Origin of the sequence: Chryseobacterium sp. G0201 (assembly GCF_003815655.1) — a bacterium.
In the GTDB taxonomy this organism is placed as follows: domain Bacteria; phylum Bacteroidota; class Bacteroidia; order Flavobacteriales; family Weeksellaceae; genus Chryseobacterium.
In genome coordinates this window covers 2,789,317-2,803,914 of sequence record NZ_CP033917.1, presented here as the reverse complement: position 1 = coordinate 2,803,914, position 14,598 = coordinate 2,789,317, and the positions used below count along the sequence as shown (strand labels likewise).

The following is a 14,598-nucleotide window of genomic DNA, read 5'->3' as shown; positions in this document are numbered from 1 at the left end:
AATGAAAATTGCATTATTCAGCGACATTCACGCTAATCTCCCTGCATTGGAGGCATTCTTTGCAGATGTTGAAAAAAGAAATCCCGACAGCATTTATTGCTTGGGAGATTTAGTAGGTTACAATATTTGGCCAAACGAAGTGGTCAATGAAATCCGTAAAAGAAGAATACCAACTATTGCAGGCAACTACGATTTTGGCATTGGGAGAATGAGTAATGAATGCGGTTGCGCCTACAAAACAGATGCTGAGAAGGACAACGGAAATATCTCCATTTCATTTACCAATTCTTTGATGAAAGATGATGAAAGGGCGTACCTGCGCACACTTCCAGCACATATAAAAGTAGAATTTCAACTGAACGAAGACAAACTGAACCTGCTTTTGGTACACGGGAGTCCGAGAAAAATAAATGAATATCTTTTCGAAGACCGTGAAGAAAAAAGTATGCTTCGTATTATGGAACAGGCCGATGCCGACATTATGTGTTTCGGACATACACACAAACCATATCATAGAGTTTTAAATTCGGGTATTGATGGACAAGATCATTTTCGTCACGCAGTAAATATCGGTTCCGTTGGGAAGCCGAAAGACAATGATATCAGAGGTGGTTACGTGATGTTGACAGTTGATGAAAATAGTTCTGTTTTAAACAAAGAAAGCATCAGTGTAGAATTTATCCGCTTCGACTATGACTTTGAAAAGGCGGCAAAGGCAGTGGAAGACAGCCCTCTTCCAAACGAGTATGCAGAAAATCTAAGACGTGGCTATTAATCTTTAAAATCTAAAAAAATGGAACTTCCAAAAGATCTACATTATTCAAAAGAACATACTTGGGTTAGTATTGAGAACAAAACTGCAACGGTCGGTATTACAGCATTTGCTCAAAAGGAATTGGGAGAAATCGTATATGTTGACTTGCCGAATGTTAATCATAACTTCAATCAAGACGAAGTATTTGGCTCTGTAGAAGCAATTAAAACCGTCAGCGACCTATTTATGCCTCTTTCAGGAAAAATTATTGAAACCAATGAGCAACTTTTAAACGAGCCAACGCTTGTAAATTCTAATCCGTTTGATAATGGCTGGATGGTGAAAATTGAAATTGAAGACGTAAGAGAAACAGAAAATTTATTAACAGCGGAACAATACGCTCAACTCAATAATTAGAAGATGCAACCAAAATTAAAATTCCTCGACCGCTTTCTTACCCTATGGATTTTTTTAGCAATGCTTTTGGGCGTTGGGTTAGGATATTTCTTTCCTGATATTTCTACTGTCACAAATTCTTTGTCTGTCGGAACAACTAATATTCCCTTAGCAATAGGCTTGATTTTGATGATGTATCCACCTTTGGCAAAAGTGGATTATACTCTATTACCAATGGCTTTTAAAGACAAAAAAGTAATGTCGGTATCATTGCTACTCAATTGGATTATCAGTCCTATTTTAATGTTTGTATTAGCTATCATTTTTCTACGAGATGAGCCAGACTATATGATTGGTCTAATTTTGATCGGTTTAGCAAGATGTATTGCAATGGTAATTGTATGGAATGATCTGGCAAAAGGCAATCGGGAGTACGCAGCTCTGCTAATCGCATTAAACAGTATTTTCCAATTGGTTTTTTATAGTTTTTATGTTTGGCTTTTCATTAATGTATTACCACAAAAACTAGGCTTAGGAAATTTTAACATTGCGGTACCAATGAAAGATGTTGCCGAGAGTGTATTCATTTATTTAGGAATTCCATTTATTGCAGGATTTTTGAGCCGCTATTTCTTGATTAAATTAAAAGGAAAAGATTGGTTCAATAGAAAATTCATTCCGGCTATTTCACCTGTTACTTTGTATGCTTTGCTGTTTACTATAGTATTGATGTTCAGTTTAAAGGGAGACAAAATTTTAGAGCTACCAATGGACGTTGTTAAAGTTGCCATCCCATTAGTAATTTACTTTGTTCTTACATTCTTCATCAGTTTTTTCATTAGTAAAGCATTGAAAGTGCCTTATGACAAAAATGCATCGATTGCATTTACTGCAACAGGAAACAATTTTGAATTAGCCATTGCTGTTGCTATAGCGGTTTTCGGAATCCATTCCTCACAAGCATTTGTTGGGGTCATCGGTCCTCTTGTGGAAGTACCTGTTTTAATTTTATTGGTAAGGGTTAGTTTGTGGCTGAAGAAAAAGTATTATCCCTGAAAAACATTATTATAATGTCTGTCAATAGTATTTTCTAAAAACTATTTTGTACATTTGTTGAAAGGAAATGGTGCTCTTCCTTACCCAACCGCCCTAAAAAAGCTGATGACGCCTGATTAGACAATGTTAACACATTTAATCAGGTAAATTATGTCCAAAAATCAGCATTTTAGATCCAACAGCAAAGCAGCTCAGCTTCACACAAAGATCTTTTTCCGTAAATACCCTACTCTCCCATACATCGTTAAATGGTTTTTAATCAGTTCCATCATTGGGATCTGTGTAGGGTCTGCCTCGGCAGGTTTTCTGGTATCACTGGACTGGGCTACGAATTTCAGGGAGAATCATCTGTGGCTCATTGCTTTTCTGCCAATTGCAGGTCTGTTAATCGGCTTGCTTTACAATTATCTGGGGAAGGATATTGAGGCTGGAAATAATTTATTGATTGACAGCATCCACAATCCAAAGGAAATTATTCCTTTCAGGATGGCACCCTTTGTTTATTTAGGAACGATTGCAACCCACTTTTTTGGAGGTTCCGCAGGTAGAGAGGGAACGGCATTGCAGATGGCGGGAGCAATCGCTGATCAATTCACAAAACCTTTCAGACTAACTGAACCTGAGCGCAAAATACTACTGATCTCGGCTATTGCTGCTGGTTTCGGTTCTATATTCGGAACACCTTTGGCGGGTGCCTTGTTCGGTCTCGAAGTATTTCTGATAGGAAGAATAAAATATGATGCGATATTTCCTGCGTTTGCTTCAGCAATACTGGCAGACCTGGTCACTAACCTCTGGCAGGTTAAACACACCCATTATCATATCGACCTTGTTCCCCAATTGGAAGCTTTGCCAATCATCTATAGTATACTGGCAGGGATCTTATTCGGCCTTTGTGCAGCGACCTTTAGCAAGGTCATCCATTATGTTACTTCTATTTTCAAATCCAGAATATCTTTTCCGCCGCTCCGCCCTTTTGTGGGAGGGATCATAGTTGCCGTCGCTGTGTTTGCAATGGGAACCACGAAATATATCGGATTGGGTATTCCGACCATTGTTCAATCTTTTGAGCAGCAATTACCGCCTTTCGATTTTGCATTGAAGATGGCCTTTACCATTATCACCCTCGCAGCAGGATTCAAAGGTGGCGAAGTAACGCCTTTATTCTTTATCGGAGCTACTTTGGGAAGTGCCTTGTCATTATTCATCCCTCTTCCGACAGGTCTTTTGGCAGGGATGGGATTTGTGGCGGTATTTGCAGGGGCAACCAATACCCCTTTAGCCTGTATGCTGATGGGAATAGAACTCTTCGGGGCTGAAAGCGGAATCTATATGGCCATTGCCTGCGTGGTATCATATCTTCTTTCCGGTCATAACAGCATTTACGGCAAACAGGTCATCGGGGAAGCAAAACATTCCAGATTTCAAAATCAGTCCGGAAAAAATATAAACGAAACCAAATAAATGAACACAATGGAAAATAAACCAACAGTGATCGCAAGGATTTATTTCGAATACGGAGCATCTGTAAAAGATCAATCGTTTTGGAAAAGATTATGGAACAATTCCCTTGGTGAATTGTTGTTAAAGAAGGCAAAAGAGAGCAAAATAGAGCAAGCCAACATCTTTATCGCAAAATCAGGTTACCTGAATTATAAGACTATTACGTACAATATTTCGGAAATTCCTGCTTTGGAGAATCCTGCCTGTCTTGAACTTATTGATAATAAAAGTAAGATCGACCAATTTTTAAAATTGAATAAAGACCATTTAAAACAAACTAAAATATTACTTATTCAACCTAGTTCTGAAATATTATTCACCTAAATACATCAAAAAATATTATGAAAATTACAAAAGTACACGCAAGAGAAGTACTCGATTCCAGAGGAAACCCGACAGTTGAAGCAGAGATCACCATCAATGGTGAGTTTAAAGGGAGAGCAATCTCTCCTTCAGGAGCCAGCACAGGAGAAAAGGAAGCTGTGGAGTTAAGAGATAACGATAAAACACGCTATCAGGGCAAAGGCGTTTCAAAAGCAGTCAGTAATGTCAATACTATTATTGCTAATGCACTGGTCGGTAAAGAAATGCTTCTTCAAAACGATGTAGATGCCTTGATGATCTCGTTGGATGGGACGCCCAACAAATCTAATCTCGGTGCCAATGGCATTTTAGCCGTTTCCATTGCTTATGCCAAAGCATCAGCTGCCTTTAACAAGATCCCACTGTACCGACAATTCAGGGATGAATCAACATATACCATGCCTGTACCTTGTATGAATGTGATCAATGGCGGAAGACACGCTGACAATAATATCGATTTTCAGGAATTTATGATTGCACCACACAATGCCCCAAACTTTAAGGAGAGTATTCGAATGGGTGAAGAGGTCTTCCACACCTTAAAAGAAATTTTAAAGGGAAAAGGATATTACACAGGAGTTGGCGATGAAGGAGGATTTGCACCAAATCTAAAATCCAATGAAGAAGCCGTTGATGTCATTTTAGAAGCGATTACCAAAGCCGGTTTTACGCCTGGAAAAGATGTGTCGTTATGCTTAGATCCTGCAACAAGTGAGATGTGGAACAATGACAAATATGAATTTTTCAAAAGCACCAAAGAACAAAAAACAAGTGAACAGATGATTGAACTTTGGGAAAGCTGGACATCACAATATCCGATTGTTTTGTTGGAAGACGGTCTTGGAGAAAATGACTGGAAAGGCTGGCAGCAATTGACGGAGAGATTAGGAAACAAAGTAGAACTGGTGGGAGATGATATTTTCTGTACGAATCCAAAGATTCTACAGGAAGGCATTGACCAAAAAATTGGAAACTCTGTTTTGATAAAATTAAATCAAATTGGAACCGTTACAGAAACTCTGGAAACGATTGACCTGGCCTATAAAAACAATTACAACTGCTTTATCTCGCACCGAAGCGGAGAAACAGAAGATACAACAATCGCCGACTTGACAGTGGCAGTTGGTGCAGGGCATTTGAAAACAGGAAGTGGCTGCCGAAGTGAGCGGGTTTCAAAATTCAATCAACTATTGAGAATTGAGGAGGAGCTTGGAAGTGCAGCAAAGTTTGCGGGAATCAAAGCGTTTAAATAATACACAAAATATCAAATTTATTGAAGGCTAATTTCAATACTAAAAAGTTAGCCTTTTAATATCACATATTCTCACACAACACTTTATGAAACAATATCAAATTTTCGCCATCATTTCGATGATATTTGCAGGTTTAACCTCAGTCATAGCAAAAGCAGGACTGAAAAATGTTGCATCAGATACAGGTTTGGCTGTCCGGACTTCATTTGTGTTTTTTCTAATTTGGCTCAATATATTCGCATTTAATAACGCCAAAGATTTTTCAAATCTTACCAAAAAAGATATTTTATTGCTGGGATTTTCGGGAATTACGACCACAATTTCGTGGATATTCTATTACAGGGCAATGAAGGTGGGTAATGTTTCAGAAATAGCATTAATAGACAAGGGAAGTATAATTATTACGCTGGCTCTTTCCTTTTTCTTCCTAAACGAGCAATTTACCTGGAAAATTGCTGTGGGCGGTTTTATGATCATCGGGGGAATATTAATATTGACTCTCAAATAAAAATAACAACAACTTAAAATATTCATTATTAAGACATTACTATGCTCGAAAATATAAACCAACTCGACACTCAGCTTTTTCTTTTTATAAACCGAAAGCACAATTCATTTTTTGATCCGATCATGTATTGGGCAAGTGATAAACTGTTTTGGATACCATTTTATACTTTTCTTTTGTATATCATTATGAGAGAATTTAAAAAGAAAAGTGCTTACGTACTTTTGGCAATTGCTTTTCTGATCACGATCTGTGACCAGACCGCATCTCATCTTATAAAAAATGCGTTCAAAAGACTAAGACCATCACATGAACCATCTCTCGAAAATTTGATACATTTAAGCAAAGCAGGACCAGGTGGTCAGTATGGTTTTATATCGTCTCACTCTGCGAACGCATTTGGCTTAGCAACATTCCTAATCTTTTTGCTACCAAGAAAATATAATTGGCTAAAATATGTTTTAGTCTGCTGGGCTGTTTTGGTTGCATACAGCCGTATTTACAACGGTGTTCATTATCCTACGGATGTTATTGTGGCAGCATTCTTGGGAATTTTTTATGGAATTATCGTTGCTCTCTTTTTACAAAAAAAAACATCTTAGATAACTTTCTCATGGAATTCTTGAGATGAACCTTTCGGTAAGATTAATAAATTTAATTATTTAAACTAAAAAAAACAAGTTCCGCAGTTTTTTCCCCTTTTTGCAAAAAAGGCAAGATCGTCTTTGGATATCAAACTTGAAAAGTTTGTATATACAAAGACACATCTTGCTCAAAAAAGCCTCTTATTTTTCGGAGTTCTGAAAAATAATTTATAGTATTGATAATCAGTAAGTTTTATTCTTTTATTGTTTTTATTGGGAAAGTATAGAAGTGAAGCCTTTAAGTATGAAAGAAAAATACTAATTGCTTGTAAAGTGAGAATTTAGCTATAGTATTGTAAATCAAATTGTAATGATTTTCACCTGTACTTATTTTACGCAGGTGACCTGTATCTAATGTACGCAGGTATAGGATTGCACCTATATTGATATTACGCAGGTTTGATGATTGACATTATCCTATTTTATACAAATGACCTGCACCTGATTTACGCAGGTATAGGATTGCACCTGTATTGATATTACGTAGGTTTGAAGATTGATATTGTCCTATTTTATATAGATGACCTGTACCTAAGTTACGCACGTATGAACTCCAGCTGTAGGTATTTTACGCAGGTTTCATGATTGGCAAAATCTTTTTTATGCAGGTAACCTGTATCTGATTTACGCAGGTATGAACTCCAGCTGCATGTATTTTACGCAGGTTTCATGATTGGCAAAATCCCTTTTATGCAGGTAACCTGTATCTGATTTACGCAGGTATGAATTCCACCTGTATTCGTATTACGCACGTATGAAGTCTAGCTTTATATATTTTTTCGCATATTCGTTAAGTTGCATTGCCCTATAACGAACATGAATAATTTATTGCACAACGACTATAACCTACTCGGAAAGAAAGCCAATTGCCATAAAAGGCATAAAAAAAGAGATTAATTTCAGCAATGCGAAAAGATTGTATTTTGAGAAAGGTTTTAATTTACAATAACCCATAAATGGGTCAAATCAACATCACCATTTTCCCTATGAGCGGTAGATCCTAAATAGCTAAAATCTGCATTAGATTCTAATTCCGATAAAAATTCATCATTTTTCCAATTCTTGTCAGTTTGTGCCAATTCCTTAATCCACTGGTTTATTGTAGTCATCCAATGGTTAGAATTTTCCTTTTCTACAAAACCTAGCAAACCACATTCATTTATACCTTTGCCGTGTTTTTCAGTTTTATACCTCTCTATTCCCCCATTATTATTATCACCGATAACATATTCTTTTTCTCTTGATTTTTCAGGAGAAGGCAAGCGTTTACTTTCTACCGAAAAAAGAGATGAAGTTGAAACATTTTGTTCATTTGGATAAAAATAAAAATCTGAAAAACCTTTGCTTAAATTTGTAATATCCCGGTATTGTCCATTAATATTAAATGGATAATCGTATTTTCTTATTAGGATTTGAGCTTGCTCGATATATATTTGTGTAAAATCGTCTTCATTCAATTTTCTCTTTTGGTAGAAATCAGAAACTACATATGACTTGAAATGTGGTACAACAGACTTCATCAGTTTACTAATAAGTAAAATAATATTAGTATTTGGAATACTAATCTGAGGATTGGATTTATTATATAAATTTTCCTCTGCTATCATTCTTTTGTCAAATTTGAAAGGTCAGAGAAACATTTATCCGCATCACGATATGCTGTTGAAGAAAGCCAGTACCTGTATTGATTAGGTTTCACAAAAACAACAGTATCTTTTTGAGGATATAATTTTATTATTCTATTTACGGAGAGATGTGCAGAAATTTCGTTATTTGTAAGTCCTTCAATATTTAGTGCAGAAAAGTCTTTACTGAAATTCGGTTCTGTATTTTCGTTGTCGTACTTGAAGACAGTTGCAATTAATGAGTTTTCAAGTTGAATAACATCAGACAATCTGAATTTACGATTATTATCTTCATAGATTGTATTTAATGCTCGTGAAAATTCAGTTCCATAATTACCTATAATTTTTTTAATATTTTCATCTCCTCTAATTTTGCTTATAGCTTTTGAATTTTCACCGCGTCTAAGAAAATCCTGCGTATAGTTATTGACATCATTTATTGTATTGATATCAAATGAAGATAAAGGAAAATCAAAAAAAGGCAAAAACATTAAATCTTTTTTCAATAATGCCGTATTAAGATTAATAAGCACCTGTCCGCTACAAGAAAAAATCAAAAATCTGAATAATTCGTTTTTATTATCGAATGTTTCCTTTATTTGGTGTAGTACTTCTATTGATCCAGAAATGCCAATAATTTTATGTTGGAAAGAAAAATCATAGTTGTTTAGGTGAATTGGAATTTTTACCTGACCTGTATTTTCTTTGATTAAAATATTAGGAGCTTTAAATATTAATTCGTTTGGAATTTTCTCAAATTTTTGATTTCTTGGAATATCCTTTAATGACTCTATAATTATTTCATTTTCATTTATAGCTTCTGTTGGAAGAGTTTTTAACGAGTAAATAAATTCAGGATTCAAATTCCCATTTGAACCTATTTTAAAACCTTCTCCAAAAACACAATCGTTTTCCTTAAGAAATTCTTCGAAAGATTTACAATTATTTGCTTTCTCTACAAGATTTTTTATTCTTCCACCTCCGAGTAAGTTAATTTTCCAAATAAACTGATTATTAATAGCTGCTTGCCGGTTTACAAAATGTAAATCATAATCATCTATTTCGAAAACAATTCTTTCCTTGGTTGCCTTAGTCCTTCTAAATGTTAAGTGTAAAATATTTTTACTAAAATCTGGTTTTTCATTTTTGATAAATATAGCTGCCGAACCGACTCTTGCTCCATTATCCCACAGAGATTTACCTTCAGCTAAGGCAGTAAAATCTAAAATTTGAACTGCATTGTAGTTTGAAAACAAAACTTTCTTGTAATCATTGGAAGTACTATTATATAATAAGCCAGATGATTTAATGATCAAACAAACCAATCCTCTATCTTTTAAAAAACTAAATGATTCCGAAAGAAACTTTAAAGCAATTTGTCCTTGTGGAATTTTTGTTTTTTTATTATTGATTTCCCATACATTTGAATAGCTTGAAATTGCACCTGTTTTAAAAGGAGGATTACCAATTACCAAATTAAATTTTTTGTTTTCAATGGATTTGCATTCAAAAAAATCAGAATGAATTAAATTCTCTTCGGTTAAATCATCAAATCGTAATTCGTTGATGATTTTCACAGGATTTAATTCATTGCATAAAGCTAAACTTAAACTAAAAGAAGCTAATCTAACAGCTTGCTCTTCTTTATCTACTCCATAAATATTTTTTAATATCGATTTCAAAATAGCAATATTAGGAGTCTTCATATTATTTTGAAGTCTCCAAATCTGAACTAATCGTTTAAAGCCGACAACTAAGAAAATTCCTGAACCACAGGCGGGGTCTAAGATCGAGTAACTTTTTAAGTCAAAATCTTTATATCTTTTTAACGGAATACACTCATCAACTAACAATTTGGCTAAATGTGAAGGTGTGTAATAGAGGCCTTTTTCTTGTTTATCTTCTCCCAAAAATTCCTCATACAAACGACTAATCAGCTCGACGGGAATCAACTTAAACTCGAAATACCTCCAATCTGGAAAGTCTATTTCAAGTTGTTCGGAACCCAAAGTCGTTTTATCTGTTGCTAGCAGGTCAGCAACGATTGATAAATCTAATGCCTTAAGTTGTTTTTGTTCCTCATCTTCCCATTTAAATACATTTCCGTTAAAATCTGTATTTAAGTCTGAAAGGAGCTCAGCAAATTTACCCTTCTGTTCCAATACTTCATTAAAAGTGGATGCATTATCGTATTTCTGGAAGTATTTTTTTGATAATAATTTATTGCCTCTATTATCAATTCTCTCTTCCAAATACTTTATTAAAATAGCTTGAATAATAATCTTATTGACTATTTCAGAAGATGCATCTTCAAACTCTTTTGTTAGCCTATTTGCAACAAAACGAATATTATCTATCAACTTATCGTAAGCAGAGTTTTGAAACTTAAATTTATTTTTCAGCTCCTCTTGTTCCCAAAAAATACCACTTTTAATTTTTATAGCAAATTGCTCGTTGTATAGATTGTTAACTTTGCCAGCTAATTGTAAATCCTTTATTAAATACTCTGGTTTGTAATCTTTCGTTACGTGTTTGGTACAGTCAATAATTTTTATTTCGGTGTTGTAAAACACACAAGCCAAAGGAGCTTCTCCACTACTCCATATCCGTGTTTGGATATCAGCTATCTCATTTTCTTCTGCTTCCTCAAAATTTCTGTCTGTGAAATCAAACAAATAAACTTGGGGCTTATAACTTCCGGTAATCTGTCTACGCAGGTAAACTGCGGAAACCTTGAGCTCATTTGCTTTTTCAATATGAAATTGAATTTCTGGGTCAGATATTGAGCTTTGTTTATTTGTTAAATACAGACAATCGTCTTCCATAACAAAACCAAGTTTTGCTATATCTTCTAGAAATTCAGTATTTTTAACTTTAGTATTATCCACGTTAATCAACTAACAAAAGTACTAAAATCTTTGCTTTGTTTAATGTTTAATTTAGGTTTTATTACCTTCTTTTCTACTACATATCTTTATATTATTACACACATAAATTTTCAATATGAAAATCTGTAATAGTAGAGGGTAAGATTCGATCTTTTTAATTATTAACCCATTAAATTTGTTTGTAAATGTTTCCGATCTGATAGTTAAGAGTAAACGTTAGTAAATTCCCTTACTCAAAACTTTCAATCAGGATTAGTTCATTTTGAAGTGGTTTTCAAGAAATAATTACAGTAGAACACGGAAAAAAAAAAGAAAAACTATGCAAAAATACTTCAGACTACTTTATAGTTTTATGAATTGTGAACGAAAATTTTTATAATTAAGGAACATATACACTCTTTTGTTTATCTAATAAGGAGTGACATCGACAAAAAAAAACTTTCGATTTGTTCTAAAGTTGAATCTATAAAAGAATCCTGCTTTTCCCAAACTTCTCCTCAATTGTATCTTGATGTATCATCTTTGTCATAAAAAAACCTTCAAGTAAAAAATAGATTAATAGATACATTACTATTTGCAATACTACACAAAAAATAAATATTTTGATTACTTGGGATAATATAGAGGTGAAAAAAAATATTTATACATCCTCAATTAAAAACCTACAACCTTTTTTCAAAAACAAACTAAAGCCAAAGTCCGGAATTGTTTTAGAAGTGGGGTTGTTCCGCTTTCCGCAAAAATGCGTTTCCGACCGTAGGGAGGAATTGCATTTTTGCCGCCCAACTTTTGGTCAGGCGACTTTTTTATAGTTTTATGGGTTGAGAATGGAAATTTTTCAGATTAAGGAAAAATCCTCTGTTTTCAGTCAATCCGTTGCGAAATAAGTTCCACAATAGAGAACATCCCATCTGTGCCAATGCTGAATTAATAAACAAATCTTGTTTTTCCAATGCTTCCGCTAAACTGCAACTTGGTGTATCGTCTTCCGTTTCAGACTGCAAAAGCAGTTCTCCAAATTCTTCCGTCACATAAGGAAGATGCGACACTGTTTGATATTTTTCAGAATTAGGTTGTTTTATATTCTCAACTGTAGAAAGCAAAACCTGTCCAGAATATCGATTGTTTCCAAAATCCATCCAATATTTAGCCTGGTTTCTGTATAGTCTCCTACCCTCTTTCAATTCATTCAGAATATCAGCAATTTCAAATCGTGATTTGACATTATCAACACACGACATATAAATTGCTGATTTCATATTCTCTTGAATTCTTCCTAAAGAATCTCTTTCAAACTTTCTGACTTCGGCTTTCCAATTCGTTCCAGACCATCGGTTTGCCCGATTTATCAGCGCAACTGCCTTTGGTAATCCTACTTCACATTCTGCAAAACGCTGTCTGCCTTGATTCGCTTCTGTCACTACATCATCATCCCACAACCGTACCTGTAATCCTGCGTGTCCCAATTCAATCAATGAATGGTTCACTTCCATTAAAGCGGTCAATACTTTTGAACCTGTTCCACCCGCCCCGATAAGATTTAATGTAATGGGATTGGTTGGATATATCAAACTATCATCTGTAAAATGGACTTTTGGTTTCTCAAATTGTATCATTAGAGTAGATTTTTTAAAGTTAGATTTGAATTGATTAGAATATCTGTCGGAAACGGCTCTTTTGAATCAATAAGGCTTTTCCAAAGGTTTACCAAGTTTCTTTTAATCGGATTATGGCTGTTTACCAAATGGCTGAAATAAGAATTGAAAAAATATTGTTCCCATTTCTTTGTAAATTCCTCCAATGATGCGGAACTTTTAATGTTTACATCAACCGTTCCCATACAGACACTTCCGCTTTCATAAACATTAAAGAAAGGAGCGTGTAAAAGTGTTGTATCTACATCGGGGCGTTGGTCTGTCTCCAATGCGAATATTTTCATTCCCTGCTTATTAGCACACCATACCAAAGGTGGCACATTCGCTAATCCGTTTGGAATCGAAAGCTTCTCGGTAAATAATAAATGTCGTTCCTGTGCTTTTGTGTACCAGACCACTTTTCCATTTTCCGACGTATCTATTAAAAGTATAGTTTCAGAAATAACTCCACTTGGTCTTAGAAAATCTTTGTCTTTCTTATTTTGGATATTAAGCGTTTTCGATAACCGCTGTGCTTCCCTTACGGTCAATGGATGGGCGTTGATGGGATTACCGTTGCGGTCAATATCAAAATGTTCAACATAACCATCGGGATTATAATCTTCTGTCTCATAAAAGACCAATGCTGATTTAGGATGGTAGAGTGTTCCAAAATTATTGGTTATGTCGGTTTCTTCGTTCTTAATTGTATTGGCTGTATTTCTCATAGCTTGTTTTTATAATTGAATTATTTGCGCCGTGTATGCACAGATTAGTTGAGCAATTGACACAATTCGTTCAAGACCTTAAACAGCTGATTTTCAAAATCAAGGTTTTTATCCGTTATATTACTTGCGTCAAAAGTTTTGAAAATCATTGGTTCCTGTGTTTCAGCATATTCATTGAACTCGTTATTGACCATACTCGTAAGATTATCATAAATCAATCCGTCACTCTCGGCAAAAAAGGAAATGTATTTATCCATTGCGACAACGGTTTCCTCGTTGTAATAGTCATCTTCGTCCATATCTTCGGATTTGACCGCATTGTTATAGTGAGCATTTCTTTTAATGCTTTCATTAGGGTAATCACAATAAAGTTTAAAGGCTTTTTCTGCCAATTGAAGACATTCTTTATCAAACCTGTCTTTCGGTCTAAAACGTTTCAAGCGTTGCTCAAAAAAAAGAACATTCTTATGATTGGAAATTTTTTGTCCCATCATATCTCCAATGATTTCCGCCCGTTGAAGTTCTTTTTTACTGTTCTGACTATCTTCTATTTCTTCGTCCTGTTCAAGCCAATCGTTGAGCATTTCGTAATTATAATAGAGATAAGAATCTTCCAGCCTGTAATATGGGACATCTGCATTTCTATACAGATAAGCGCATACTGATAACAGTAAACAGGCTGCTTTTCTGTGTACCTTATTGTGGAGAAATTGATAAAGCGGTACGACAGGAACATAAAACAGGGTTGCCCCTGTGTTGCATCTCTCTTCTATTGCGAAGTAGGTCTTACTAGCCTTTTTTATCAGCCGGATACTCTGCCAATTTTCACTCTTGGTTTTCAACTGCGCTTCAATATCTCTCAAAGCAAGGCTGATATTATAAGGATAATTAAAATGCTGTGTCGGCATCGTAGTTATATCATAATGCTTTGCTAATTGAGAAAGGGACTTATAAAAATCCCTTTCTATTTTAGCAGACTTACGTTTGGTCTGTTTTACGGTTATGTCATTCTCCTTTAATTTCGGCATAAAGCAGGTTTTCAGAAAAGCATCGGAAGTTGAGAGATTGGAACTGATTTCCGTTGGTCTTTCTGAACTTCCGAGCTGTCTTTCATTTGATGCATCCACTCTGCGTATTCCCTTAGTTGTTGGTGCAGTTGTTTTTGTTTTTTTTCTTCGGGTGGTTGAATTGTTCCCGATATTGTTTTTCGTTGCATTCATTTTTTGTTAATGGTTGTTGGTTGATAGTT

The 14,598-nt window shown here is 34.9% G+C and carries 13 protein-coding genes and 1 riboswitch; of the genes, 8 read left to right on the top strand and 5 right to left on the bottom strand.

The window, feature by feature from the left end; genetic code table 11:
* Position 1 precedes the first annotated feature (1 nt).
* The 8 genes from EG348_RS12640 to EG348_RS12605 all read left to right on the top strand — a co-directional run bounded on the left by EG348_RS12640 (position 2) and on the right by EG348_RS12605 (position 6,432).
* On the top strand, positions 2–775 hold the full coding sequence (locus EG348_RS12640) for a metallophosphoesterase family protein (RefSeq protein WP_027381130.1): 774 nt from the start codon (positions 2–4) through the stop codon (positions 773–775).
* 18 nt (positions 776–793) lie between these two features.
* Positions 794–1,171 (top strand): glycine cleavage system protein GcvH, encoded by a 378-nt coding sequence (gene gcvH, locus EG348_RS12635; protein WP_027381131.1) that lies wholly within the window; start codon positions 794–796, stop codon positions 1,169–1,171.
* 3 nt (positions 1,172–1,174) lie between these two features.
* Positions 1,175–2,206: an ACR3 family arsenite efflux transporter gene (gene arsB / locus EG348_RS12630; RefSeq protein ID WP_027381132.1), complete on the top strand. Its 1,032-nt coding sequence runs from the start codon at positions 1,175–1,177 to the stop codon at positions 2,204–2,206.
* Positions 2,207–2,260: 54 nt separating this feature from the next.
* Positions 2,261–2,328: riboswitch (Fluoride riboswitch) on the top strand.
* 28 nt (positions 2,329–2,356) lie between these two features.
* Positions 2,357–3,670 carry a voltage-gated chloride channel family protein gene (locus EG348_RS12625; protein ID WP_027381133.1) on the top strand — a complete coding sequence of 438 codons (1,314 nt, stop codon included), beginning with the start codon at positions 2,357–2,359 and terminating at the stop codon, positions 3,668–3,670.
* 9 nt (positions 3,671–3,679) lie between these two features.
* A complete protein-coding gene (locus EG348_RS12620; RefSeq protein ID WP_123983439.1) occupies positions 3,680–4,033 on the top strand; it encodes a DUF190 domain-containing protein in 354 nt (117 codons plus the stop codon).
* Between the two features lie 17 nt (positions 4,034–4,050).
* Positions 4,051–5,325: a phosphopyruvate hydratase gene (gene eno / locus EG348_RS12615; protein WP_027381135.1), complete on the top strand. Its 1,275-nt coding sequence runs from the start codon at positions 4,051–4,053 to the stop codon at positions 5,323–5,325.
* Positions 5,326–5,410: 85 nt separating this feature from the next.
* Positions 5,411–5,833 (top strand): EamA family transporter, encoded by a 423-nt coding sequence (locus EG348_RS12610; protein ID WP_027381136.1) that lies wholly within the window; start codon positions 5,411–5,413, stop codon positions 5,831–5,833.
* A 41-nt stretch (positions 5,834–5,874) separates the two neighbouring features.
* Positions 5,875–6,432 carry a phosphatase PAP2 family protein gene (locus EG348_RS12605; RefSeq protein WP_027381137.1) on the top strand — a complete coding sequence of 186 codons (558 nt, stop codon included), beginning with the start codon at positions 5,875–5,877 and terminating at the stop codon, positions 6,430–6,432.
* A gap of 977 nt (positions 6,433–7,409) precedes the next feature.
* On the opposite strand, the gene EG348_RS12600 is transcribed toward EG348_RS12605, so the two are convergent.
* The 5 genes from EG348_RS12600 to EG348_RS12580 form a co-directional block, all read right to left on the bottom strand.
* Positions 7,410–8,081, bottom strand: coding sequence for a hypothetical protein (locus EG348_RS12600; protein ID WP_123983438.1), 672 nt, complete (start codon positions 8,079–8,081; stop codon positions 7,410–7,412).
* The gene (locus EG348_RS12595) at positions 8,078–10,987 is read right to left on the bottom strand and encodes a class I SAM-dependent DNA methyltransferase (protein ID WP_123983437.1); all 2,910 of its coding nucleotides are present in this window, start codon (positions 10,985–10,987) and stop codon (positions 8,078–8,080) included. Before EG348_RS12595 ends, EG348_RS12600 begins: the two co-directional genes overlap by 4 nt.
* Before the next feature lie 806 nt (positions 10,988–11,793).
* Entirely contained in the window at positions 11,794–12,600 is an 807-nt protein-coding gene (locus EG348_RS12590; RefSeq protein ID WP_410494146.1) for a PRTRC system ThiF family protein, read from the bottom strand.
* Positions 12,601–12,602: 2 nt separating this feature from the next.
* A complete protein-coding gene (locus EG348_RS12585; protein WP_123983435.1) occupies positions 12,603–13,349 on the bottom strand; it encodes a PRTRC system protein B in 747 nt (248 codons plus the stop codon).
* Positions 13,350–13,393: 44 nt separating this feature from the next.
* A complete protein-coding gene (locus tag EG348_RS12580; RefSeq protein ID WP_228414728.1) occupies positions 13,394–14,569 on the bottom strand; it encodes a hypothetical protein in 1,176 nt (391 codons plus the stop codon).
* Positions 14,570–14,598: the final 29 nt, after the last annotated feature.